This window comes from Haloterrigena gelatinilytica (assembly GCF_013342145.1).
Classification (GTDB): Archaea; Halobacteriota; Halobacteria; order Halobacteriales; family Natrialbaceae; genus Haloterrigena; species Haloterrigena gelatinilytica.
In genome coordinates, this window is the sequence record NZ_JABUQZ010000001.1 from 331,696 (window position 1) to 356,581 (window position 24,886).

The 24,886-nt window shown below is 66.3% G+C and carries 22 protein-coding genes and 1 rRNA gene; 11 read left to right on the top strand and 12 right to left on the bottom strand.

What is annotated here, in order from left to right:
• Positions 1–220 precede the first annotated feature (220 nt).
• Together HTZ84_RS01630 and HTZ84_RS01635 are read left to right on the top strand one after the other, a co-directional pair.
• Positions 221–841, top strand: a complete 621-nt coding sequence (locus HTZ84_RS01630) for a TetR/AcrR family transcriptional regulator (protein ID WP_174679082.1) — start codon at positions 221–223, stop codon at positions 839–841.
• Between the two features lie 184 nt (positions 842–1,025).
• On the top strand, positions 1,026–2,255 hold the full coding sequence (locus tag HTZ84_RS01635; RefSeq protein ID WP_174679083.1) for a cytochrome P450: 1,230 nt from the start codon (positions 1,026–1,028) through the stop codon (positions 2,253–2,255).
• Between the two features lie 76 nt (positions 2,256–2,331).
• On the opposite strand, the gene HTZ84_RS01640 is transcribed toward HTZ84_RS01635, so the two are convergent.
• The gene (locus HTZ84_RS01640; protein ID WP_174679084.1) at positions 2,332–3,102 is read right to left on the bottom strand and encodes an SDR family NAD(P)-dependent oxidoreductase; all 771 of its coding nucleotides are present in this window, start codon (positions 3,100–3,102) and stop codon (positions 2,332–2,334) included.
• 339 nt (positions 3,103–3,441) lie between these two features.
• On the opposite strand from HTZ84_RS01640, the gene rrf reads away from it, so the two are divergent.
• Positions 3,442–3,563, top strand: a 5S ribosomal RNA gene (rrf, locus tag HTZ84_RS01645).
• A gap of 195 nt (positions 3,564–3,758) precedes the next feature.
• Here the strand turns inward: rrf and HTZ84_RS01650 are convergent.
• From HTZ84_RS01650 to HTZ84_RS01665, 4 genes are all read right to left on the bottom strand, one after another.
• Positions 3,759–4,652: an ABC transporter ATP-binding protein gene (locus HTZ84_RS01650; protein ID WP_174679085.1), complete on the bottom strand. Its 894-nt coding sequence runs from the start codon at positions 4,650–4,652 to the stop codon at positions 3,759–3,761.
• The gene (locus tag HTZ84_RS01655) at positions 4,652–5,764 is read right to left on the bottom strand and encodes a FecCD family ABC transporter permease (protein ID WP_174679086.1); all 1,113 of its coding nucleotides are present in this window, start codon (positions 5,762–5,764) and stop codon (positions 4,652–4,654) included. The genes HTZ84_RS01650 and HTZ84_RS01655 overlap by 1 nt, the downstream gene beginning before the upstream one ends.
• Before the next feature lie 4 nt (positions 5,765–5,768).
• Positions 5,769–6,920 (bottom strand): ABC transporter substrate-binding protein, encoded by a 1,152-nt coding sequence (locus tag HTZ84_RS01660; RefSeq protein WP_174679087.1) that lies wholly within the window; start codon positions 6,918–6,920, stop codon positions 5,769–5,771.
• Between the two features lie 408 nt (positions 6,921–7,328).
• Entirely contained in the window at positions 7,329–8,225 is an 897-nt protein-coding gene (locus HTZ84_RS01665; protein ID WP_174679088.1) for a helix-turn-helix transcriptional regulator, read from the bottom strand.
• Between the two features lie 255 nt (positions 8,226–8,480).
• Here HTZ84_RS01665 and HTZ84_RS01670 point away from each other — a divergent pair, with 255 nt between their 5' ends.
• Together HTZ84_RS01670 and HTZ84_RS01675 are read left to right on the top strand one after the other, a co-directional pair.
• Positions 8,481–9,014, top strand: coding sequence for a hypothetical protein (locus HTZ84_RS01670; protein WP_174679089.1), 534 nt, complete (start codon positions 8,481–8,483; stop codon positions 9,012–9,014).
• A 207-nt stretch (positions 9,015–9,221) separates the two neighbouring features.
• Positions 9,222–9,812 carry a 50S ribosomal protein L15e gene (locus tag HTZ84_RS01675; RefSeq protein WP_174679090.1) on the top strand — a complete coding sequence of 197 codons (591 nt, stop codon included), beginning with the start codon at positions 9,222–9,224 and terminating at the stop codon, positions 9,810–9,812.
• Positions 9,813–9,923: 111 nt separating this feature from the next.
• On the opposite strand, the gene HTZ84_RS01680 is transcribed toward HTZ84_RS01675, so the two are convergent.
• Positions 9,924–11,462, bottom strand: a complete 1,539-nt coding sequence (locus HTZ84_RS01680; RefSeq protein ID WP_174679091.1) for a S8 family peptidase — start codon at positions 11,460–11,462, stop codon at positions 9,924–9,926.
• Between the two features lie 237 nt (positions 11,463–11,699).
• Between HTZ84_RS01680 and pdhA the strand changes: the two genes are divergently transcribed.
• Positions 11,700–13,811 carry a pyruvate dehydrogenase (acetyl-transferring) E1 component subunit alpha gene (gene pdhA, locus HTZ84_RS01685; RefSeq protein WP_174679092.1) on the top strand — a complete coding sequence of 704 codons (2,112 nt, stop codon included), beginning with the start codon at positions 11,700–11,702 and terminating at the stop codon, positions 13,809–13,811.
• Positions 13,812–13,872: 61 nt separating this feature from the next.
• Positions 13,873–14,307 carry a universal stress protein gene (locus HTZ84_RS01690; RefSeq protein ID WP_174679093.1) on the top strand — a complete coding sequence of 145 codons (435 nt, stop codon included), beginning with the start codon at positions 13,873–13,875 and terminating at the stop codon, positions 14,305–14,307.
• A 108-nt stretch (positions 14,308–14,415) separates the two neighbouring features.
• Here HTZ84_RS01690 and glmS read toward each other — a convergent pair whose 3' ends face one another.
• The 3 genes from glmS to HTZ84_RS01705 form a co-directional block, all read right to left on the bottom strand.
• On the bottom strand, positions 14,416–14,865 hold the full coding sequence (glmS, locus tag HTZ84_RS01695) for a methylaspartate mutase subunit S (protein WP_174679094.1): 450 nt from the start codon (positions 14,863–14,865) through the stop codon (positions 14,416–14,418).
• 210 nt (positions 14,866–15,075) lie between these two features.
• Positions 15,076–15,786: a phosphoribosyltransferase family protein gene (locus tag HTZ84_RS01700; protein WP_174679095.1), complete on the bottom strand. Its 711-nt coding sequence runs from the start codon at positions 15,784–15,786 to the stop codon at positions 15,076–15,078.
• A gap of 109 nt (positions 15,787–15,895) precedes the next feature.
• Entirely contained in the window at positions 15,896–16,615 is a 720-nt protein-coding gene (locus tag HTZ84_RS01705) for a helix-turn-helix domain-containing protein (protein WP_174679096.1), read from the bottom strand.
• 178 nt (positions 16,616–16,793) lie between these two features.
• On the opposite strand from HTZ84_RS01705, the gene HTZ84_RS01710 reads away from it, so the two are divergent.
• Positions 16,794–17,414, top strand: coding sequence for a methyltransferase family protein (locus HTZ84_RS01710; RefSeq protein WP_174679097.1), 621 nt, complete (start codon positions 16,794–16,796; stop codon positions 17,412–17,414).
• A 6-nt stretch (positions 17,415–17,420) separates the two neighbouring features.
• Here the strand turns inward: HTZ84_RS01710 and thrS are convergent, their stop codons facing one another.
• Positions 17,421–19,376, bottom strand: coding sequence for a threonine--tRNA ligase (gene thrS / locus HTZ84_RS01715; protein WP_174679098.1), 1,956 nt, complete (start codon positions 19,374–19,376; stop codon positions 17,421–17,423).
• A gap of 227 nt (positions 19,377–19,603) precedes the next feature.
• Complete coding sequence (locus HTZ84_RS01720) at positions 19,604–21,745, bottom strand: NERD domain-containing protein (protein ID WP_174679099.1); 2,142 nt, start codon at positions 21,743–21,745, stop codon at positions 19,604–19,606.
• 141 nt (positions 21,746–21,886) lie between these two features.
• On the opposite strand from HTZ84_RS01720, the gene HTZ84_RS01725 reads away from it, so the two are divergent.
• A complete protein-coding gene (locus HTZ84_RS01725) occupies positions 21,887–22,594 on the top strand; it encodes an HAD family hydrolase (RefSeq protein ID WP_174679100.1) in 708 nt (235 codons plus the stop codon).
• On the top strand, positions 22,591–23,235 hold the full coding sequence (locus HTZ84_RS01730; RefSeq protein WP_174679101.1) for a class II aldolase/adducin family protein: 645 nt from the start codon (positions 22,591–22,593) through the stop codon (positions 23,233–23,235). Before HTZ84_RS01725 ends, HTZ84_RS01730 begins: the two co-directional genes overlap by 4 nt.
• A 28-nt stretch (positions 23,236–23,263) precedes the next feature.
• Here the strand turns inward: HTZ84_RS01730 and pyrE are convergent, their stop codons facing one another.
• Positions 23,264–23,788 carry an orotate phosphoribosyltransferase gene (gene pyrE, locus HTZ84_RS01735; RefSeq protein WP_174679102.1) on the bottom strand — a complete coding sequence of 175 codons (525 nt, stop codon included), beginning with the start codon at positions 23,786–23,788 and terminating at the stop codon, positions 23,264–23,266.
• 108 nt (positions 23,789–23,896) lie between these two features.
• Between pyrE and HTZ84_RS01740 the strand changes: the two genes are divergently transcribed.
• Positions 23,897–24,856: an alpha/beta hydrolase gene (locus HTZ84_RS01740; protein ID WP_174679103.1), complete on the top strand. Its 960-nt coding sequence runs from the start codon at positions 23,897–23,899 to the stop codon at positions 24,854–24,856.
• Positions 24,857–24,886 lie beyond the last annotated feature (30 nt).

Consider the following 24,886-nt stretch of genomic DNA (forward strand, 5'->3'; position numbering starts at 1 on the left):
ACTACGAATCACGCCGAAAGAAAGGCACACAACAAATCCATTCTCCGAGGCTGTGACGATCGTTGACGTCGATCGCTCCGCCGGTCCTTCGGAGTTCGGCGACCGAGACGGCCGAAGTTCTCTCTTCGACGGTCGATCAACTCGGTTCGTACCGCTCGGAAGCGCGCGTCGCACCGGTCGACTAGATATCGGCTTATGAGGGGATTCCCTACGGACGAGTATGAGCGGTCAGCCCGAAACCGAACAACGAATCAGAGAGGCCGCGTTTCGCGCGCTCGTCAAACACGGGTACGCGGACCTCTCGATCAAGGATATCGGCGACGAACTGGGCCAGAACCCGTCGCTGATCTACCACTACTTCGATAGCAAAGACGAATTGTTACTGTCGATGCTCGACGTCTTCGTCGAGATATTCCTCGGCCAGCGGGCCGAGGAGCCGATCACCGACGCGGAGACGGAACTTCGGCGGTTCGTCGGCCAAATTCTGCACCCGGAACCGGCGCAGGTCGAAGCGGTGATGTCCGCCCCGCCGTCCGATATCGAGACGGCGATCGCGCGGGTTTTCGTCGAACTGTGGGCGCACGCGACGTGGGACGACGACTTCCGCAGTAAAACGACGGCGGTAGAGGACGGGCTCCGAGACGCGGTCGCGCGGATCATCCGCGCCGGTATCGAACGCGAGCAGTTCCGACCGGTGGATCCCGAACAGACCGCGGATCACCTCCTCTTCCTCCTCAAACAGGGGATCCACACGCAGACGACGACGGATCGCTCTGACGCCGTCGATCAGGTGCAGACGATCGTCGACGAAATTCTCGCCGATATCTCCCGCGAGAACTAGCGAACGACCAGTTCCGATTTCGTCTGGATCGCATTCGGTCGCTACGTTGACTCGACTCGAGTCCCTTCGATCCGTCTCGAGTCCGTCGCCGCGACAGCGATGGTTCTCCCGCGTATTAGATCGAATTCCACGGCCGGAGGACGCCACCAAAAGAGCTATGGCTGATTAATTAGTCAATTAACTCATGCAGTCCCCCGATTCAGTCGTCGGCGTGGGCCGGTCACCGAACGCGATCCGAAGCCGCGAGGGGCAGCTCTCGCCGTTCGAGTGGTACGCCGAGATGCGAGCGGAGAGTCCGGTCCACTTCGACGAGCAGCGAGAGACGTGGGACGTGTTCCGGTACGAAGACGTCGAGCGCGTGCTCAGAGACCACGATACGTTCACGGCGAACCGCGCGTTCGACCCCGAGAAGGCCTCGAACGACGGCGACAGCGACGGTGACGAGGACCTCCCGATGCTGCAGACGATGATCTCGACCGACCCGCCGGAACAGACCCGACTCCGCGGGGTCGTCGACGAACGATTTCAGCCCGGCGCCATCCGGGAGTATCAGCCGCGAGTGGAGGCGGTGACGGCGGAGTTGTTGGACGACCTCGAGGGCGAGGACGGGTTCGACTTCGTCGACGAGTTCGCGATTCCGCTTCCCGTCATCGTGATCGCCGAACTGCTGGGGATCCCCGCCGAACGCCGCGAGGAGTTCAAAGCCTGGTCGGACGCGCTCGTCGCGCGACCCGAAGACGACACCGAGGAGGAACTGGAACGGGTGCAACGGGAACAGGAGCGGGCCCAGCGGGAGATGGGCGGCTACTTCGCGACGCTGCTGGAAGAGCGCGACGGCGGCAGCGGGGACGATCTGATCACGCTCGCGGCGAACGCGGAGGAGCTGACCAGGGGCGAGCAGATCGGGTTCTGTATGCTGTTGCTCCTCGCGGGCAACATCACGACGACGAATCTCCTCACCAACGCGATCTGGTCCGTCGAGGAGGCAGAGGTGACGGACGCGATCCGAACCGGAGCGGTCGACCGTCGACGGGCCATCGAGGAGGTGCTCCGATACCGGTCGCCGATCCAATCGCTGAAGCGGATCGCCGTGGAAAACGTCGAGCTACACGGGCGACGGATCGAGACCGGCGACGTCGTCACGCTCTGGCTGGGCGCCGCGAACCGCGATCCGGACGTCTTCGACGCGCCCGAGGAGTTCCGGCCCGAGCGGCATCCGAACCGCCACATGGCGTTCGGGACGGGGGTTCACTTCTGTCTCGGCGCCCACCTCGCGCGGATGGAAGCCGACGTCGCCCTGGGGCAACTGCTCGAGCGCTTCGACCGACTGGACGCGGATCTATCGGATCTCCAGCCGTTGAACGGTCTCTACGGTCTCGAGTCGCTTCCCTGCGACGTGAGGAAGAACGCGTAATCCGACCGCGGCACCGATACCGCCGAATCCTCGGATAGTTGCGTGTTGAGTGTTCCCCGACGGGGAGGGCCGGCAGTCAGTCCGCGGCCTGCCCGCCGTCGACCGGGAGCGTGTGCCCGGTGATGTAGGAAGCGTCGTCGGAACAGAGGAACGCGACCGCGCCGGCCATCTCCTCCGGTTCCGCGATTCGGTCCATCGGAACGTCGATCATCGCCGACGTGTCGAACGCCATGCTCGAGGGGTCGCCGTCTCCCGACATCCCGGACTGGATGTTCGTGTTCGTCGGTCCCGGTGCGATGGCGTTGACCCGCACGCTCCGCGTTGCGTACTCGAGCGCGACCGTCTTCGTGAGTCCGACGACGCCGTGTTTACTGGCGGAATAGCCGGCGAGGCCGCCCATCCCGACGAGCCCGGACTCGGAGGCCGTGTTGACGATCGCCCCGCCGCCGCGTTCCGCCATGACGGGAAGTTCGGCCTTCAGACACGTCCAGATTCCCTTCAGGTTGACCTCGAGGAGCGCGTCCCAATCGTCGGCGTCGATGTCGGCGACGTCCGCGAATCCCGTGAGGATTCCCGCGTTGTTGTGCGCGAAATCGAGGCTCCCGTACGCGTCGAGCGCGACGTCGACCATTCGCTCGACCGACTCGAGGTCGGAGACGTCGACGTCGACGAACGTCGCGTTACCGCCGGCGTCCTCGATCAGATCGACCGTTTCGCGACCGGTCTCCTCGTCGACGTCCGCGACGACGACGTTCGCCCCCTCGTCGGCGAAACGCTTCGCCGACGCGCGCCCGATTCCGGATCCGCCGCCCGTTACCACGGCCGTCTTCCCGTCTAACCCGTTCATGAGTAGTCCTCGGTGTTAATTGATTGTTCAATTAATATAGTCCTTCGCTTCGGACGTCTCGTCGCGACTCCACTATCGGTTCGATCGCGAGCGGACCCCGTCGCCCGACGGAGCGATATCGAGCAGCGACCGCCGAGAGGACGGCCGAGGGGACGACGCCGAATAAGCAGGAACCGAGCACCGCCGAGTTCGCGTCCTCACGTGCCGCTCGAGGAGTCCGGGAACGAACCGAGTCGGCGTTCGACGGAAAGATCAGAAGTGTTAAACCGACGTACCCCTGATATCGAGGTGAACACACCGACGCAGGCGTTATCGCGGTTCGATTCCGCGGGTCGGAATTACGGCGGCCACAGCGGCGGGGTTCCACCCGTACCCATCCCGAACACGGACGTTAAGCCCGCCTGCGTTTCGGCGAGTACTGGAGTGCGCGAGCCTCTGGGAGACCCGATTCGCCGCCACCCACTCATACTCCATTTCCACCGATAACTAGATTCGCATAGCCGGTTGGCCGTCGCTCGTGGCCAGTGCCTTCCCGTTCCCCGTCGTTCGGCCCGAGAGACGGTGCGTTCGAACCGCATCGCGGTTCTGAGACCGTCGCTGAAGGAGATCGGAGCCGCCCGAAGCGGACTCGGACCGCAGTCTCGAGCGGCGACGCGCTAGCGGTCGTCGTTGAGCGGTTCCAGCGGTGTGATATGCAGTCCGTGTTCACTGGTCGTCACCGCCGCTTCGATCTCGAAGACGTCGGCGAGGAGCCGTTCGGTGATCACCTCCTCGGGCGGTCCCCGGGCGTACATCGTTCCATCCTTCAGCGCGACGATGTTGTCGGCGTACCGCGCCGCCTGGCCGATGTCGTGAAGGACGAGCACGACGGTCATCCGGCTCTCGTCGCGGAGCGTCTCCACGATCTGCATCACCGCTAACTGGTGGTGCGGGTCGAGGAACGTCGTCGGCTCGTCCAGTAGCAACACGTCCGTGTCCTGGGCGATCGCCATCGCGATCCAGACGAGTTGCTTCTGGCCGCCGCTCAGGCTGTCGACGTCGCGCTCGCGGAGGTGTTCGATGCCCGCGAGCTCGATGGCCTCGTCGACGGCTTCCCGGTCCTCGTCCGACGGCGATTCGAAAAACCCCGTGTAGGGGTAGCGCCCGCGCTCGATGAGGTCCTCGACCGAGATACCGGAAGGGACGACGTTCTCCTGGGAGAGCAGTCCGACCTTGCGCGCGAACTCCTTCGATCCGAACTCGTCGATGGACCGCCCGTCGAGGAAGACGGTTCCCTCGTCAGGCGAGATCTTGTCTGCCAGCCCCTTCAGGAGCGTGCTCTTCCCGCTCCCGTTCGGACCGATGAGTGCGGTCACTTCGTCCGGAGGGACGGCGATCGACTCGCCGTCGATGACGGGGTCGTCAAGCCCGGGGTAGCCGAGGACGAGGTCCGTCGCCCTGAAATCGGCCGCTTCCGTGTCCGATGCGGCTCGCGTGGCGTCAGTAACGGCTGACTCGGTGGCTCCGTCGACAGACTCCCGCTCGACCTGCGGCGGTTCTCCCTTCGTCATCAGACTTCACCCAAGTTCTCTTTCTTCCGCATCAGGTAGAGGAAGTACGGACCGCCGACGATGCCGGTGATGACGCCCACCGGCAGCTGGACGGGGCTCAGGGCGAGCCGGGCGCCGACGTCCGCGCTGACCAACAGCGCCGGTCCGAGGAACAGACAGCCCGTGAGCAGCGGCTTCGAGTCGCTACCGAGGATGTTGCGGACCATGTGCGGGACGATGAGCCCGACGAACCCGATGAGGCCCGCGACGGCGATGGCTGCGGCCGTCGAGAGGACGCCGATACCGGCGATAGCGAACCGCACTTTCTCGACGGGCATCCCCAGCGAATCCGCCCGGTCTTCGCCCAGTAACAGGACGTCCAGCTCCTGCGTGACGGCGAACGCGAGCACCATCGAGAGCACCGTGAACGGGAGCGCGATGCGCACTTCCTGCCAACCGGCGTTCATGAGCGTCCCGGAGAGCCACGCCTGCGCGGCCATCGCGATGCCGAGGTCGTCGATGAAGAAGAAGAGCGCACGTTGGACGGATCCGAAGACGGTCCCGACCACGACGCCCGCCAACACCAACCGGACCGGACTGGTGCCGTTCTTCCACGCGATGGCGTATACGAGTAGGAACGCGAGCCCGCCGCCCAGTGCCGCGAATACCGGCAGGAACGGCATGAGGTCGTAGAACGCCGTCAGCGTGAGGAGCACGACCAGGCCGGCCCCGTCGCTGACGCCGAGGATGTACGGGCTGGCGAGTTCGTTGCGCGTGACGATCTGGAACAGCGCGCCCGCGACCGCGAGGTTCGCGCCGACGAGGACGCCGACGAGAATGCGGGGCAGGCGGAGGTTCCACACGACGATCTGCCGGGGGGACAGCCACTCCGGGACCTCCGCGCCGAGGAGCGCCCACCGCCAGACGTCGAGGCTGAACAGCATCTCCGCGTCGAAGACCGTCCGCCACGCTTCGCCCAGCGTCAGCGGGTACGAGCCGAAGCTCACCTGCAGTATCGTCGATCCGAGCAGGACGGCGAGGCTGCCGACGACGAGCACCGCGAGCTTCGACGTGGCGTATCGGTCACTGGCCTCCGCGCGTAGCTTCGCGAGTCGGTCGAATACCTGTACCATCTCGCTAGAAGTTCCCGTTGATGATGTCGCTGACCTCTTGGCGGTCGAACAGCTGTTCGTCCTCGGGAACGTCGCGGACGGGGCCCGGCCACTCGCCGAAGCGGTCCGGCCAGACCTGTTTGGCGATCGCCTCCGTGGCGAAGAGGTCGACGATCGGACCCATGTACTGCCCGCCGGACCGGATGACGTTCCCTTCCTGAACGGCGGTGAGCTCCTGCCCGTTCGCATCGTTCTCGAACGGTTCGACGATCTGGTCAACGAAGTCCTCGTGCGTGTCGGACGTCAGCGAGCCGACGACGCAGATGTAGTCGGGATCGTGCTCGAGCAGTTCCTCGTACCCGACACTGCCCCCGCTCGGGATCTCCGCGTCGTAGCCGTCTTCGAGGCCGAGCCGATAGAGCGGCTTGGTCTGGTTGTGGTACTGGTGGAGGGGCGAGGGGAAGAACTGCCCGGACGTCGGGTCGACGCCGCGCCACAGCGCGACGACCGAGGGGCGTTCGTCTTCGGGCGGCAGTTCGGACTCGATGTTCGACATGAACTCCTCGTGCAGCGACGCCCATTCCTGATAGCGCTCCTGGCGCTGGAAGACCGTCGCGATCTTCTCGAAGACGTCGTAGAGTTCGTAGTACGTGTCCTGTTCGTTTCCGAACGGATGGGTCGGTCCGAACCGGATCCCCGACGCGAGGAACGGGCCGGTCGCGTCTTCGATTTCCTGGATGTCGGAGTCGTCCCAGTCGGTGAACCGTCCCAGGCCCCGGGGGTCGATGAGGTTCACGTCCGGATTAGCGGCGTAGAAGTTCTCCTTATCGTAGCCGGACTCGGAACCGGTCGCGAGCGCGTCGATCTCGTCCTCGTTGAACGTGACGTCGGGGAGGATGTCGTACATCTTCCGCGGCGCCCGCGCCATGTCCGTCGCCGCCACCGGCTGCTTGCCGAGGGCCATCCCGATGTCCAGATACACGCTCGGGATCACCGAGTACGTCTGCGGGACTTCTTCGAAGGTGAACTCGCCGTGAGGCGCGATCTCGACGGTGTAGGGTTCGACGTCCTCCGCCGAACTGTCGGACTCGTCGTCGCCGCCACCCCCCGTACAGCCGGCGAGCGCGGTTGCGATCAATCCCGTACCTCCTGCGAGCAGTTGTCGTCGTCCTACCATATAGTTTAGGCAGCCCTAAAACATCTTAGTGATTCCCTCTGTGACGTGTAACACGCCGTGTACACTATATCGAAGCGTGTTCGGAGCGGGCGACGGCGGATCGACACCGCGGCGGCGCTCGGAACCGAATCGGTGCCCTCCTCGATACCGTATCCGTGATCACCGATATCACTGCTCCGAGCGTGTCTCACCTGGGAGAGGAGGACGGGAGACTCGATTCGCTACTCGTCGTTCGCTCGTCGCCGTTCGGACGGCGCTCGAGAACGGCCCCGCGATGGTCGATCGTCGGTCCCCTCTCACGACGGGGATCGGTCGATCCGAAAAGTGGCCGTAGACGCGGGACGCGGCCGTCGACGTCGGTACTGACGGAGAAATCGATCCGGATCGGGGGAGAGCTCCCGCTCTCGATCACTCGACGCCGACGGTTCGGGCCGGCGAGTCGACCGGATCAGCGTCGCGCAGCCGCTGCTCGAGCGGGGCGGCCGCGGCGCGCTTCTCGCGGAACAGGTCCCGCGCCCAGTCGACGACCGCGGGATGCGTACAGCGGAGCACGTCGAAGCCGCCGTTGTCCGGGGTCACGGCGGAGAGGAAGACCGTCTCGTCGACAAGGTCGACGTTACAGGGGACCGTCTCGTCGATGCTGTAGTAGACCGACTGGTCCGTGCGACGCTCGATCTCCCGCCACCGGTCGACGAGTTCCGGGTTCTCGAGCGCGACGGCGCTCGCGTTCCGATCGAAGACGACCTCGGCGTCCGGCCGGTCGCCGGCGGCCAGCGTCTCGCCGTAGGTGTACATCGGGAGGCTCGTAAAGGAGTCGACGACGGCCCGGACGGTCGTCGCGCGGCCGACGGCGTCGGCCACGACGCGCATCCCGGCCAGCGGATCGGCGCTGTCGGCGGCGACGAGTTCGGCCTCGGCGAGACAGCGGAGTTCGAAGGCGAACCACTCGGTCGGCAGGGAGTCGACGACATCGGGATACTGCTGCCCGACGGTGATCGTCTCGAGGAGGCGGTCGAACTGCTCGTAGACGTCCCGGCCCGTGTTCGTGATCGCGTAGCCGCCGTCGGCGTGGTCCCGGTCGACCCAGCCGCGCTCGCCCAGATCCCCCAGAATCCGGCTCAGCGTTACTCGAGTGACGTCGGTCCCCGCCATCAACTCTTCGCGCGTGCGTCGGTCGTCCGCGAGCAACTCGAGGACGCGAACGCGGTGCTCCGACCGCGCGAGAAACGCCGCGCTCTCGATGGCGTCGCTCGTCGCGTTCGTCCCCCCTCCTGACGGTCTGTCCGTCGATACGTTCTCGCTCATTGTCGGCACCTGTTACCATCATCTTGTTTAGGCCCACCTAAAACCTGTCGTCTAGTGAAGCGATCGAGCCGTCCCCGTTCCGACATCTCTATCGGAGAGTACGCATCCAGAATACCGGCCGTACAGCGTCGTCGCAGCTACGACCGAATTCGAACGGTTTTCCGGTGACACGGTGGCGACTTATTCGGTTATCAGACTCTCGTACAACCCAACCAATGGTTGGTTTGATTACACTCGCGTTCGTACCCGTCATATATGGGTGAGAATAACACCCACGACCTCGACGGCGTCGGCGTCTGGGGTGGCGGCTTCACCGGCGGACTGGTCGGCGGCATCGCCATGGGGCTGGTCCTCCACCTCGGCGCGGGCCAGATCGAACTGCTCGGCGCGCTGATCGCCGGTCCCGAAACGGCGGTCGGCGTCGGCTGGACGGTCCACATGATCTTGAGCGTCCTGTTCGGGCTGACGTTCGCCGCCCTCGCCTCGCGGCGAACGGTCCAGGACCTGGTGGACTCGTTTAGCGACTACCTCGTCGTCGGACTGGTGTTCGGGGCCCTCCTCGGACTCTTCGCCGGCGGGTTCCTGTTCCCGCTGGCGATGCAGCAGGCGGGCGTCGCGGCGTTGCCGCTGCCGTTCCTCCCCGTTCCGGGCGTCGCGGGGGAACTGGTCAGCGCGCTCCTGTTCGCGATCGGCCACCTGGTCTACGGACTGGTCCTCGGTGCCGTGTTCGCGACGGTCAACGGCATCGTTCCAGGCGGCGTCAGCGAGCGCGTCCCGCTCGAGCGGTGATCGATCCCCGAACCCTCCTCGTTTTTCGACGCGGCGTGGCCTCGTAGTTCGAAGCCCTTATACTCGAGAGTTCGGAAGATAGGGTAGACTCGCTGGGTCGCGGGCGCCAGCGGGCACCTGTACGGCACCGCCGCCACAGGTCGGGATGTGATCCGCGGGGACGGACCCCGGTCGGGATTGAACCAGGAAACGCCCGCGGTGATTACGATGGCAGAAAGCTTCTACTCCCACATCAAGGACGCATGGAAGGACCCCGACGACGGCAAGCTCGGGGAACTGCAGTGGCAGCGAAAGCAGGAATGGCGCGACCAGGGCGCAATCGAGCGCATCGAACGCCCGACGCGACTGGACAAGGCGCGCGAACTCGGCTACAAGGCCAAGCAGGGCATTATCGTGGTCCGCGTTGCGGTCCGCAAGGGGACGGCCCGGAAGGAACGCTTCACGGCCGGTCGCCGTACCAAGCGCCAGGGTGTCAACCGCATCGGGCGGCGCAAGAACATCCAGCGCATCGGCGAAGAGCGCGTCTCCCGAAAGTACCCCAACCTGCGGGTGCTCAACAGCTACTGGGTCGGCGAAGACGGCAGCCAGAAGTGGTTCGAAGCGATCCTCGTTGATCCGAACCACCCGGCGATCGAGAACGACGACGATCTCAACTGGATCTGCGACGACGACCACACGAACCGCGCGTTCCGCGGTCTCACCAACGCCGGGAAGTCCAACCGCGGCCTCAACAACCGCGGCAAGGGCGCCGAGAAGGTCCGTCCGTCCAACAACGGCGGACAGGGTCGCGCGAAGTAACGACCGGTCGGTTTCGACGATCCGAACCTCGATTTTTCTGCGACTCGCCTCGCGAGCGACGGCCACGCGAATCGACGAGCGACTGCGTCCCCGCCTATCGACACCGCCGTCTCACCGCTGAGCGCCGCTCGGCGCGACGTCTATTTCGTCGCCCGTCGCGAACTCGCCCGCTTCGGCGCGTTCGACGGCCGCCTGAACGTCGACGTATCCCGCTCCGACGGACTCCGCGGTGTACGATTCGTGTCGCCGCTCGTCGGCGGTCGCCTCGAGCGTCGCGAGCACGTCCATCGGGGCGGGCGCGTCGCCGTTGCGCTCGATGGCGGCGTCGTAGACTAAGGCCGCACAACCGGCGGTGACGGGACAGGACATGCTGGTCCCGGACGCGGGCCCGTAGTAGCGTTCGTCGTCCGGTTGAAGCACGTTAATGAGGTCGAACCGATCGAGCGTACTCATTACGGCGTCACCTTTGGCGACGACGCCGTTGCGGTAGATCCCCAGCGGGCCGTCGATCTCGTCCGCGGGGACGCCGTCGTGAAACGCGGCGAGGTTCTCGTAGGCCGCCGCGCGGTCGTAATTGTCCTCGTCGTACGAGCCGTCCTGCGGGCGACCGCGCGACGAGAAGTCCGCGACCGCTCCCTCGGCGTCGGTCGCTCCGACCCCCAGAACGTGCGGCGCCTTCGCGTGCTGGTTCAGCGTTCCCGTATCGGGGCCGTCGTTACCCGCCGCGAAGACCGAGAGGATCCCCTCTTCGTGAGCGTGCCACGTCGCGACGTTGAGGGGATCGTCGGGGAGGAAGGGACGGCCGACCTGCCCCGAGCCGTACGAGTTCGAGACGATCTGAATATCGTGATCGCCCGCCCGCTGTCGGCGGATCAGATCGTCGTACGCGGCGACGGTGAACGCGATCGCCGGACCCGCGCTCGTCGAGTACATCGTCAGATCGACGTCGGGGGCCATTCCCGCGTACTCGCCGTCGCTCTCCGACCCGGTTCCGCCGATGCTTCCCGCACAGTGAGTGCCGTGGCCGTTTAGGTCCGTATCGGCGGTGTCGACGTCGTGCCACCAGAGGGGTTCGTCTTGAATTCCCGGAATCCCTACGTACTGATAGTTCGCCTCGAGGTTCGGCCGCAAATCGGGGTGTCCGCCGCCGATTCCCGAATCGATGACCGCGACGTGGACGTTCTCGCCGGTGTATGGCGTCTCGAGACCCGCACCGGCCTGCACGGCGTCCGCGTTCGTGTCCTCGCGGGCGTCGTCGTTGTGGAACTCCAGTTCGTAGTTCGAAGAGACGTACCGCACCGGCTCCCAGTCGGCGACGGTCTCGACCAGCGACCCCGGGAGTTTGGCGTAGCCGACGGGGAGGGTGTCGAAGCCGATCGCGAACTCGACGTCGAGTTCCTCGAGGCGAACGACGTGCTCGGTGTCCTCGAAGACGATCACGACCTCCTGGAGGGCGTCGCTCTCGGGATCGAGCGCGTCGTCGACGAAGGCGCCGCCGGCCTCGAATACGCCCTCGAGCGCCTCGCCGACGGACTCGCCGTCGAAGGCCGCGCCGGTTCCGGAGAACGCGACCGAACCGGCGATACCGGTGCCGACGCTCCTGAGTACCGTCCGCCGAGTCGCTCGCTCCGTGGAATTGTCCTCAGTCATTGTCTTTCACGAATGCCTGAAGCATCTATTATCCAAGTAATATAATAGGTAATAAAAAGATATTGGAAACCCAACCTTACGGGAGCTCCGAGCACGTCGATGAGTCGCCGGCGGTAGTCGGTTCGGACGGTCCGAGAGCGTCCGGCGATCGGCGCGGAGCGCGATGGCCGCCTCGAGCGCCGCGGAGCGTGCGATAGCCGACTCGAGCACTAAGTGGCCGTCCGTCGTACCGCCCGTATGCCACGATCGACGGTCGCCGACTTCTCGATCGATCGCGTCCAGATTCTCGATCAGGACGGCCGCGTCGACGAGTCCATGGAGCCGGACCTCGAGGGGGAGCGGTTGCGCGAGTGGTATCGGACGATGAAGCTCTCCCGGCGCCTCGACGAGCGGACGATCGCCCTCCAGCGCCGGGGCGAACTGGGAACCTTCGCGCCGGCGACGGGCCAGGAGGCCGCGCAGGTCGGCAGCACCGCCGCGCTGGCCGACGACGACTGGACGGTGCCGGCCTTCCGCGAGCACCCCTCGGCGCTGGCCCGCGGGCTCTCGCCGCAGGGGGTCTTCGAGTACGCGATGGGGCTCGAGGAGGGCGGCGAACCGCCCGACGACGTGCCGATCATGCCGCCGGCCATCGCGGTGGGGTCCCAGCCGCTCCACGCCGCGGGGATCGGCTGGGCCCAGGCGATGACCGACAGCGACCGGGTCGCCCTGACCTACTTCGGCGACGGTGCGACCAGCGAGGGCGAGGTCTACGAGGCGATGAACCTGGCGGGGGTCTACGAGGCCCAGACGATCTTCTGCTGTCAGAACAACCAGTACGCCATCTCGACGCCGCTGGAGAAACAGACGCGGGCCGCGACGCTCGCCCAGAAGGCCGTCGCCGCGGGCATCGAACCGATCCAGGTCGACGGCAACGACGTGCTGGGCGTCTACGCGGTCACGAAGGAGGCCAGGGAGCGCGCCCTGCGAGGCGTCCCGACGCTGATCGAGGCGACGACCTACCGGCGGGAGATGCACACCACCGCGGACGACCCCTCCGTCTACCGCACCACCGAGGAAGAGGAGGAGTGGGAGCCGCTGGACCCGATCCTGCGCTTCGAGCGGTACCTCCGCGACCGGGGCGTCCTCGACGACGAAACGGTCTCGGCGATCGAGGACGAGATCGAGACCGAACTCGAGGACGCCCTCGAGGCGGCCCGCGAGACCAAAGCGAACGCCGACCCGGTCGACATGTTCGACACCGCCTACGCGGAACTCCCCGACTACCTCGAGCGCCAGCGGGAGGCGTTCACCGGCGGCGCCGACGGCGAGATCGCGCCGCCTCGAGCGGCGGAGGGGGCCCGCGGCGACGGCGGGACGGCGACCGACTCGGGCGTCACGGAGGGGGTCGATCGGCTGAACATGGTCGAGGCGATCCGCGAGACCCTGCACGCGGAACTGGACCGCGACGAGGACGTGGTCGTCTACGGGCAGGACGTCGGCGTCGACGGCGGCGTCTTCCGGGCGACCCAGGGGCTACTCGACGCGTTCCCCGGCCGCGTCCACGACGCACCGGTCGCGGAGGCCGGCATCGTCGGACTGGGCGTCGGCCTCGCGGCCGCGGGCTACCGACCCGTCGCGGAGATCCAGTTCGCCGGCTTCACCTTCCAGGCGTTCGACCAGATCCACCAGCACGTCTCGCGCCTGCGCAGTCGCTCGCGCGGGAAACTCACCTGCCCCATGGTGATCCGCGCGCCGTACGGGCTGGGCGTGAAGGCCCTAGAGCACCACTCCGAGAGCTACGAGGCCGGCTACGCGCACATCCCCGGTCTCAAGACCGTGATTCCCTCGACCGCGCGGGACGCCGCCGGACTGCTCCGGTCGGCGATCCGCAGTCCCGATCCCGTCCTGTTCTTCGAACCGATGCCGCTGTACCGGGCGGCTCGGCGGCCCGTGCCCGCCGATCACGTGACTCCGCTCGGCGAGGCCCGCGTCGTCGAGGAGGGCACCGACGTCACGGTCGTCACCTGGGGCGCGATGGTCCGGGAGGTCGAAGGCGCCCTCGAGGAGAGCGAGGCGTCGGCCGACGTGATCGACCTGCGGACGATCAGCCCGATGGACACCGAGACGGTCCGCGAGTCGGTCCGGAAGACCGGCCGGTGCGTCGTCGTCCACGAAGCGCCGCGCTCGGGCGGGTTCGGCGCCGAGGTCGCGGCCCGCATCTCTGACGAGGCGGTCTGGCACCTCGAGGCACCGATTGAGCGCGTCGCCGGCTACGACGTCCCGGTGCCGCTGCCGGGCCGCGAGGAGGCGTACCGGCCCGACCAGGAGCGCATTCGGGGGGCGATCGAACGCGTCGCGTCGCCGTAGGCGCCGCTTCCGTCCCGTCGCCGGCCCGACGTTTATTTCGAGGGGCGGCGTACTAGCGGTCATGGTCGCACACGTTCTCGTTCCCGTCGACGACTCGAACCAGTCGAGCGAAGCCCTCGAGTTCGCCTGCGAAGAGTATCCCGACGCCCGCATCACGGCGCTGCACGTCCTCGACCCGGGCGATTTCTACGCCGCGACCGGCATCGAAGGCGGCGCCGTGGCGAACTACGACGAACTCCAGGAACACCACCAGGACCGGGCGGAGGCGATCCTCGAGTCGGCGCGCGAACAGGCCGCCGACCACGGCGTCGAGATCGAGACGGACCACGTCGTCGGCGGGATCTCGCGATCGATCGTCGACTACGCCGCCGAACACGACGTCGACCACATCGCGATCGGGAGCCACGGCCGCACGGGCGCGAGCCGGATCCTGCTGGGCAGCGTCGCCGAGAAGGTGGCTCGCCGCTCGCCCGTTCCGGTGACGATCGTCCGCTGAGCGGTCGGGGGAGCAACGGCTCGAGTCCTGATATCTCAGTATGAGCGACCGCAACAGCGGGCGCTCCGTAGCGTAGCGAACGGCGAAAACGGCGCCCGGTGGATCGGTTCAGGCGGAGACGGTCTGGCTCTCCCGCTCGGACTCCGCGGACCGCATATCCAGGTCGGCCCGCAGCGCCTCGATCGCGTCCTCGGGGTCGGTCTCGGAGTCGAAGACGCGGTCGAACCCGAGTTCGCGGAAGAACGCGCGGGTCTCCTCGAAGTCGTCCTGACCGACGGCGAGATTGCCGCCGATGTAGGTCGTGACGTCCTCGAGGTCGGCGTCGGCGAGTTCGCCGTGGAAGCCCTGACAGTCCTGTTTGGCGTGACCGTAGAGCGAGGAGACGAGTACCGCCGCGGCGTCGTGTTCGGCCGCGGCGTCGACGAACTCCGTCTGGGAGGTCTGGACCCCGAGGTTGACGACGTCGAACCCCGCGGCCTCGAACGCTTGCTCCAGGATGGTGATCCCGACGACGTGGGCGTCGGAGCCGATCACGCCGAGGATGACTGTCTTCGTCATGGTCGTACCACCACAAACTGGCGGGAGCACAATAAACCTAATGATTAATCATGTGGCAATGGTTCGCACGGTTTCCCCGGTGGGAGACTCATCGGTCAACGACGACCGAACGGAACGCAGTCAGCGATGAACGCGCGGAACGCGGTCAGCGACCGGCGAACGCGGCGAGCGATCGATGAACGGAACGACTCGAGACGGCCGTCGGATCGCTCAAACCGTCGTGAGGGCGTCGACGGGCGCGTCGGTGTGGCTCCGGGCCCGCTGGATGCCGTCCTCGCCGGCCGCGATGAGCGCGAAGACGCCGGCGACGTCGGCGTCGGCGGTGTCGACGATGTCCAGTAGGAGTTCCTGGGTCTCGCCCGAGCGGATGAGGTCGTCGACGACCAGCACCGACTCGCCGGCGTCGATGGCCGATTCGGGCAGGTAGTAGGTGAGTTCGATCCCCGACTGGAGGCGCTCGCGGGCCTCGATGAACTCCTCGACGGCGGTCTCCTTGCTCTTCTTCGCGTAGGCACAGCGCGTCCCGTAGTAGCTCGCGAGCGAGGCGGCGAGCGTGATCCCGTCGGTCGCCGCGGTGAGGACGACGTCGGGCCGATCGAAGTCGAACGCGTTGGCCACGACGGGCGCGACGAGGTCGAGAAACGACTGGTCGAAGACCGCCGCGCTGTTGTCGACGTAGCCCTCGTCGTCGACCCGGATGCGGGCCTCGAGTTCGCCGGCCAGCGCCTCGCGGCCGAGGTCCTCGACGACCTGGCGTGCGCGCTCGGTTCCCGGCAGCACGTGCCCGTTGACGTACCGATTGAGGTCGCCCGCCGGCAGTCCCGTCGTCTCGGCGAGTTCGTCGTAAGTCCGGGTCTCCTTCAGCATCCGCAACACGTCGACGGCCCGTAACTGCAGGGCTGCCTTCTCGGCTCTGTTCATATCGGATATGCACGATTCCGCAAGTATGGGGGTTTCGATCGGATTCCGCGTCGAGATAGCCACGTCCGTGATCAGCGGCCGCGAATCGGCCGAATCGGCCGGGTCACTTCTATTTCCCCGCATCGAGGGCGGTCGCGTTCGTCTCGTCCCCGAGGAAACCCCGCCCGCGCTGTCGGACGAGTCGCTGCATCACCCGCGCCTGCGCCTTTTGGAGGAGCGTTCCGGCCGTGCTCGCGGCACAGTTCAGCCGCTCGGCGACGGCCTCGAGCCCCGCCTCGCGCGGAACCGCGTAGTAGCCGACCGCGACCGCGGCCGCAACGGCCTCGAGCTGGCGCTCGGTGAGCCCACCGGTCAGCGGCGCGTGCCGGCGGTCGTACTCCCCGATCGCGCGAACGGTGACGTCGATCTCGTCGGGGAGCCCCTCGAGCATCGCCCGCAGGTCCTCGCCGGCGCCGACGACGGTCATGTAGAACGCGGCCTCGGAGTCGTAGATCACGGGCGGGACGACAACGAGATCGAGCGCGGCGAACGACTGGCGCCAGCGGACGTCTTCCTCGCGGGTCTCCTGACAGATGTAGACGTAAAAGGAGTCCTCGTCGATCGGCGTGAGATCGTACCAGCGGACCGAGTCGACGGCCTCGATCGCCGCCTCGTACGCCTCGCGGTCGGCTTCGGCGTAGAACAGTTCGTACTCGCGGTCGCCCTCGGGGCCGAGGATGTTCCACGTGCGCAGTTCCTCGTAGCGGACGGCGTCCTCCTCGCGGATGAACCGCTGCATCGGGTGAAGCATCCGGTCGGGCTGACGGAGCCGAACGTCGAGGTACTTCATCGGCGGTGGGTTCACGACAGCACCGGGCTACATATAAATCCCCTAGTGTGTCCGTGAGAAGCGACAGCGCGATCGCCGGCCGACGTGAAGATATGACGATCGATCCCGGACAGCTGTCGACAGTCGATCCAGTACGGATGCAGACGCTCGAGCCGTCGATGGCGGCGGTGATGCACCGATGACCGACGCGCTGACGAGTGCCGTCTTCGTCGCGGGTGTCGGCCTCGCGCTCGCGAACTTCACGGGAATCGTCGCCAGCGCGTTGGGGCTGGTCTCGTACTGGCCGCCGGGCGAGCGAGACTGGACCTACTACGTCCACTGGGGCATCTCGCACTCGCTCAACGTCGTCGTGCTCGCGCTCACGTACCTCAGTTGGAACAGTCTCGGCCTGCCGCGGGTCCCGTCGCTGGCCGCGGGCGCCGCGCTGTTCGTCGGCGGCTACGCCGTCGCCATCGCGGCCGGCCTGGACCTCGGCGTCGAGGAAACGAAGGGATTGGCCGGCGACCTGCGAACCGGCGGCTGGTATCGCTACTCGAGGAATCCCCAGTACGTCGGCTACGTCGTCGCGACCGTCGGCTTCGCGCTGGTGGCGAACTCGACGCTGGTGGCCGTCGTCTGCGCGATCTACCTCGGCTGGTGGCTCTCGCTGCCGTTCGCCGAGGAGCCGTGGCTTCGCGAGCGGTACGGCGCAGAGTACGAGCGGTACTCCGAGCGCGTGCCGCGGTTCGTGGGGAGACGGACCGTTCGCGCACTCGTCGGGAATCGGGCAGACGAAACGGCGGTCGGCGACGGCGGGTGACCGCGATCAGTCCTGCAGGAAGTCCGGCTGCGTCCGCTGTTCCTCGATTTCGTCCTCGAGGTGCTGCTTGAAGTCCTCGATTTCGACGTCGTACTCCTGGTCCTCGAAGCGGTCCCGAACCGAGATGTTGCCGTCCTCCTCCTCGTTGTCGCCGACGATGATCTGGTAGGGGACCCGATCGTCGTGGGCCGCGCGGATCTTGCGCTCGAGCGTGGAGTCGCGGCCGTCGACCTCGACGCGGAAGTCGTCGAACTCGTTGGCGACCCGGTGGGCGTAGCCGAGGTTGTCGTCCGAGATGGGCAGCACGCGGACCTGCTCGGGCGCGAGCCACAGCGGGAACCGACCCTCGTAGTGCTCGATGAGCATCATGAAGAACCGCTCGTAGCTGCCGTACAGCGCGCGGTGGATCATGACCGGGCGGTGTTCCTCGTTGTCCTCGCCGACGTAGTTGAGGTCGAACCGCTCGGGCATGTTGAAGTCCAGTTGGACCGTCGGGCCGTCCCACGAGCGGCCGATGGCGTCCTCGAACGCGAAGTCGATCTTCGGCCCGTAGAACGCGCCGTCGCCCTCTTCGACCTCGTAGTCGTGGGCGCGGTTCTCGAGGACGTTCTCGAGTTGCTCCTCGGCGCGGTCCCAGATCTCGTCGGAGCCGACCGACTTCTCGGGGCGCGTCGCGAGGGCCATCTCGTACTCGAGGTCGAACGTCTCGAGGACGTCGGTGATCATGTCCATGATCTCCTCGACCTCCTGTCTGATCTGGTCGGGCCGGATGAACAGGTGGCCGTCGTCGATCGTGAACGCCCAGACTCGCGAGAGCCCCGAGAGTTCGCCGCGCTGTTCCTTGCGGTAGACCTTCCCGTTCTCGGCGTACCGGATCGGGAGGTCGCGGTAGCTCCAGGACTGGTCCTGGAAGATGGCGGCGTGGCCGGGACAGTTCATCGGCTTCAGACCGAACTCGTCGTCGCCGACGTCGAAGATGAACATGTCGTCCTGGTAGTTCTCGTAGTGGCCCGAGCGGTGCCAGAGATCCGTCTTGAAGACGTGGGGCGTCTCGACGTAGTCGTAGCCCGCGTCCGTGTTGAGGTCCTCGACGAAGTCCTCGAGCTCCTTCAGGACCGTCTTGCCCGGCGGGTGATACAGCGGCAGTCCGGGGCCCGTGACGTCCTGGATCGAGAACAGGTTCATCTCGTTGCCGATCCGGCGGTGGTCGCGCTTCTCGGCTTCCTGCTTGCGCTCGAGGAAGTCCTCGAGGTCGCTCTCGTCCTCGAAGGCCGTCCCGTAGATGCGCGTCTGCATCGTGTTCTCCTCGTCGCCGCGCCAGTAGGCGCCCGCGATCTCGAGCAGTTCGACGACGCCGATTTCGCCCGTCGAGTCGACGTGCGGGCCGGCACAGAGGTCCTCCCACTCGCCCTGTTTGTAGAAGGAGACGGTGTCGTTCTCGTCGGCGAACTCCTCGAGCAACTCGAGCTTGTAGGGCTCGCCCTCGAGGCGCTGTTCGGCCTCCTCGATCGAGACGTCCTCGCGCTCGATCTCGTAGTCCTCGGCGATGATCTCCTCGATTTCGTCCTCGAGTTCCGCGAGGTCCTCCTCGTCGACGTCGAGGTTATCGAAGTCGTAGTAGAAGCCCTCGTCCGTCGGCGGGCCGATCGCGAGTTTGACCTCGTCCTCGTCGTACAGACGCTCGACGGCCTGAGCGAGGCAGTGGGCCGCGGAGTGGCGCATGACCTCGAGGTACTCCTCGGAGCCGTCGGTGACGATTTCGAGTTCGACGCCGTCGTAGACGGGTTCCTCCTTGGCGACGAGTTCGCCGTCGAGTTTGCCGGCGACCGTGTCGCGGCCGAGACCGGGGCCGATCTCGTAGGCGCAGTCCTCGACCGTCGCGTCGGACGCGACCTCGAGTTCGGAGCCGTCGGGCAGTACGACCGTTATCCGTTCCTGTGACTGGGAATCTGATTCTGACATGGGTAGTGTGACTGTGGGTAGTGCTGTGGCTGTCGCTGGTCTGGGAACTTCGGTGAGAAGTTCGGTCGGGCGTCCGCCGTGGCCGCTCGGCTGCGGGTCGATTCCGACGCAGCCGGCGGTAGGTGTGGGTTAGAAGCGGGCGTAAGCCCCTGTAAAGCGGACACCTACCATCGTGGATGCGAATTGTCTCGAGCGGGCTAAAAACCTTCTGATGGTGTGTCGGTCCGTCAGAACTGGTCAATAGTCGTGGCGATCGTCTCGTCGCTACCGATCTCGTTCTCGAGATCCGTCGGCTCCGGAGCGGGAAACGTCAGTACCGGATTCTCGTCGGTGACGCTCTCGACGAGTCGCTCGAGTTCGTTGAAGACGCCGTTTTTGTCACCGGTTCCTGTCATCTGACACCACGCTCGAGTCCGGGTCATCCCCACGAACGCCTCGTTTCGGGGACTGACGCGGTTATCGTGCCAGTACGGGTCCTCGAGGTACTCGAGATTCAGCAGGTAGACGGACGCCGCTTCGTTGCCCTTCGCGCGATTGACTCCGGAAATCGTCACTTCGTCCTGTTTCGCGAAGACGCTCTTGTTGCCGTTCCAGACCAGATTTGCGTCGAGCGACCGTTCCGCGAGAAGGTCGGCCAGTCGTCTGCCGATCGATCGAATGTTGCGGATCGGTCCGAGCGGAATCGCGAGGACGTCCTCGGGATCGAGACCGTGGTCTTGCACGTCCCAGGCGATCGCATCAGCGACGGCTACCAGTTCGTCGGCTTTCTCCTCGAACGAATCGAATCCGACGAACGGTTTCGCCTCGGGATTATCGGATAACGGATGAGGCGAGTGCTCCGTCGGTCGACGGATCGACACCGGTTCACCCGTTCGTCGGAAGTCCCCCTCGAGCACCTCGTAGCCGATATCCTCCCAGCCGTCTTGAGTCGTAATCGCCTGCACGGCACCGCGGTCGCTCGTGAGACCCATTCCGAAGACGTGTGCCAGCATTAGCACCGAGCGCGGGGTCCGGTAGGACTTGCGCATGATGTGGCTCTTCTGGATCCCACCGGGGTAGGAACTGCGCAGATCGACTGCCGGCTCCCCCTCGTCGTCCGTCCCGAAGATATGTTTCGGACTCGGCGCCGACAGACTCGTGAGGTTCTGTGCCTCGTCGTAGGCCCAGATCAGTCGCTTCGGCGGCTTCAACGCCTCGTAACACATCTCGTAGAACGCCGGCTCCATGTCCTGTGCCTCGTCGATGAGTATCGCGTCGTAGCGCTCCTGAATCGGTGCGTCGTCCACGAGTTGCTGACAGCAGGCCTCGAGTAACTCCCCCGGACCGCCGTCGCCGAACTCGTCCTGAGCGGAGCCGACGTGGTGGGGCGTGACGCCCGCATCCTGTGCGATCTTGTAGTACATTCCGTGTTCGCTCTTTCCACCCCATCCGTGCAGTACCTCGAGGCGCTCCCAGTCGGGTTCGCCGCCGCCGAAGTCGGCGTAGAACCGCTCGACGGAGTTTTGGATCGTCTGATAGAGACTTCGAGTGTTGAACGTGATCGCGATCCGCCAGTCGGGGTGGTTAGCGTGCATGGCCGCGGCCTTCCGTGCGAGGAGGGCGGTCTTTCCCGAGCCAGCGATGCCGCGGATCTGCTGTGGCCCGTCAGGGATCTGAATGCCGATCTCCTCCTGGCGCTCGTCGAATCGTTTCAATCCCTTCTCGACTGTCTCGTACAGCCCCGCCTTCGTGTCTTCCTCGGAGAGCACCGGTCCCCGATCATTACTGATCGCCTGGCCACCGCCGAGCACCGCTCGAGCGTCGGCATACTGCTCCGTCGTCAGTTCGGTGTCGCCGGGTAACGATTCGAAGACTTCGCGGAGCGACGACGCCGTGAGGTCATCTCGCAGAATCACGCGCGGTGCGGATGGCCCGTCGCTGAACCCGCGCTCCTCCCACTCCTCGCGAGTGATATTCGGGAGCGCGACGATCGGCGTCATCGCGATATGACAGTTGCCGCGTTCGTCGGCCAGCGACGGTTCGCGCATCATCGGAGACCGAATACGGAACCCCTGGTCCCGCGCCTGCGAGTACGGTGCCGCGTGATCCTGTGTCGTTCCGTTCAGCGACCATCGGGCGCCCTCGATCGCCTCGATGTGGTCGATTTGATACCCCTTGCACTCGATGACGGCGAGCCCGTATCGCCTGTGCAGCAGAACGAAGTCGGCCTCTCGGTCGAGGTCGTCGTTCTGCTGATCGACGATCGGATAGCGATAGTAACAGACGCCGATATCGTCTGCCGTGAAACACCCCTTGAGTCGATCCCAGACGGCTAACTCGGCATCCACGCCGGCCCCGGTAGAGTCGTATTCGGCCGAGATGAATTTCACGGCTTGTGTCAGGAATCCGTACGGGATAAACCAATCGGCTGTCGTCGGACTTCGTAGACCTTCTCTCTCCGCCGTCCAGTATTCACTGCCCGACGGTTCCGTGACCGATACTCGTTTTTCCGTCCCCGTTGACGACCGCGTATGACCGCCGAAGCCGTTCTCTTCGACTTCGACAACACGCTCTATCCCTACCCGCCGTGTCACCGGGCGGGAAAAGCGGGCGCCCTCGAGGCCGCCCGCGAACGGGGGTACGACGTCGACGCCGACACCTTCGACGCGCTGTACCGGGACGGCCGCCGGGAGGTGAAACGCGAACTCTCCGGTACGGCCGCGACGCACAACCGGTTTTGCTACTTCAAACGCGCCCTCGAGCGCCTGACCGGCGAGCCCCGACCCGGCGACGCGCTCGCGCTCGGCGAGGCCTACTGGGAGGCGTACGTGGACGCGATGGAACTCTTCCCGGGCGTCGCAGAGACGCTCGCGACCCTGCGCGATCGCGGGATCGACGTCGGGATCGTGACGAACCTCACGACGCGAATCCAACTCGAGAAACTCGAGGCGCTCGACCTCGCGGATTCGATCGATCTCCTGTTGACCTCGGAGGAGACCGGCCGCGAGAAGCCGGGCTCGGTCATGTTCACGCTGGCGCTGTCGCGACTCGAGGCGCGTCCCGGAGAGGCGGTGATGGTCGGCGACGACCTCGAGGCGGACGTCGGCGGCGCCAACGCCGTCGGCCTCGAGACGGTGCTGTTCAACGGCGACGTCGACGCGGACGAGTCGCTCGAGGGCGACCGCGAGCCCGACCGGCGGATCGACGACTTCGCCGCGGTGCTGGAGGCGATCGAATGATCCTCGAGCCCCAGCGACGGGCGGTGGTCGACCACGCCCCGGAACTCGCCGCGCTGACGCCGGGCCGGACGGGCAACCTGAGTGTTCGCGACGGCGAGGCCGGCGACGCCTTCGCGATCACGCCGACCGGCGTTCCCTACGACGGCTTCGACGCCGCGGACGTCCCGGTCGTCGGCGTCGACGACGGCGAGCGGCGCGACGGCGCGATGGCTCCGAGCAGCGAGGTGCCGATGCACGCCGCGATCTACCGCCGCGAGGACGTCGGCGCGATCGTCCACACCCACTCGCCGTGGTCGACGACGCTGGCGGTCGCCCGCGAGCCGCTGCCGCCGATCCACTACATGATCGTCGCGGTCGGCAAGCGCGTCCCCGTCGCCGAGTACGCGCCCTACGGCACCGACGAGTTGGCCGAGAACATCGTCCGGGCGATGGACGAGGCCGAGGCGACCGCGACGCTCATCGAAAACCACGGCCTCGTCGTCACGGCGTCGGACCTCGAGACCGCGCTCGAGAACGCCCACCACGTCGAGAGCCTGGCTCGGCTGTACCTCCAGACCCGCGCCGCCGGCCTCGAGCCGCGGACGCTTTCGGACGCCCAACTCGAGACGGTCGTCGAGCAGTTCGAGTCCTACGGACAGTAGTCGTCGGTACCGTCGGTCGCCGGGGGTCTCACTGCGAGTCGAGCAGGTCGCTCGCGGTCACCAACGCCTCCATTTCCACGCCGGCCTCCTCGACGGTCTCGCGGCCGCCCTCCTCGCGGTCGACGACGACCAGCGCGCGCTCGACGGTCGCGCCCGCCTCTCGAAGCGCCTCGACGGCCTCGACGAGGCTCGTCCCCGTCGTCACGATGTCCTCGACGACGACGACCTCCTCGCCGTCCTCGAGTCGCCCCTCGATCAGGTTCCCGGTGCCGTACTCCTTGCGCTGCTTGCGCGCGATGACGTAGGGGACGCCGGCCGCGACGCTCGTCGCGGCGGCCAGCGGCACCCCGCCAAGCGCGACGCCGCCGAGCTTGTCGTCGGCCGCGAGTCGGTCGGCGAACGCCTCCGCGACGGCCTCGAGACAGTCGGGATCGGTCTCGAAGAGGTACTTGTCGACGTAGTACTCGCTGGTGCCGCCGTGGGAGAGTTCGAACTCGCCGAACTTGACCGCTTCCGCGTCCCGCAGGGCCGCGATGAGTGCCTCGTTCGTCATTGCTCGAAGGGCCGCGCCGAACCGAAATAAGCGGTGTGGAACGGATCGACGGCCGCGCCGACGTCCGATGCGCATACCTTTTTGTTCCGCCGATGAGTGTCAGGTGATATGACACCTACTCGCGCTCCGGAGCCCCATCCGGCCCTCAAACCGTTCCTCGAGACCCTCGACTCGGCGGAGACGCCGGCGCTGCACGAACTACCGGTCGACGAGGCGCGCGCAGTACTGGATGATCTGTTCGACGACGCCGACGGCCCGTCGATCGACCTCGAGTCGGTCGAGGATCGAACGATCGACGGACCGGCCGGAGACCTCCCGATCCGCGTCTACCGGCCCGCGGGCGAGACGCCGCGACCGACGATCCTCTTCTTCCACGGCGGCGGCTTCGTCGTCGGGAGCGTCGACGAACACGACGACACCTGCCGAAAACTCGCCGCCGAGACCGGCTACACCGTCGCCAGCGTCGAGTATCGATTGGCGCCCGAACACCCGTTCCCCGCCGCGCTCGAGGACTGTTACGCCGCGCTGGAGTGGGCCGGCGACGAGATCGAGACGCTGGGCGGCGATCGGGATCGCATCGTCCTCGCCGGCGACAGCGCCGGCGGCAATCTCGCGACGGCGACGAGCCTGCTCTCGCGCGACCGCGGCGGCGTCGAACCGGCCCACCAGCTCCTGATCTACCCTATCACCGGCGACATCACCGAGACCGACGCCTACGAGGAGAACGCCGAGGGCTACTTCCTCGATCGGGACACCATGGAGTGGTTCGACGACTGCTACTTCGAGCGCGAGATCGATCGGGGGAACGTCTACGCCCGCCCGCGGCTGGCGGCCGACCTCTCGGGCCTCCCGCCGGCGACGGTCGTCACCGCCGGCTTCGACCCGCTGCGCGACGACGGCGCGCGCTACGCCGAGCGCCTCGAGGCCGACGGCGTCCCGGTCACGCACTACCACTACGACGACATGATCCACGGGTTCTTCGGGATGTTCGCCGAGCCGATGAACCTCGAGCGCGCCCACGAGGCCTACGACGACGTCGGTCGCGATCTGCAGCGGGCCCTCGAGTGACGGGACGTCGACTCGATCGGTAGCGGTCGT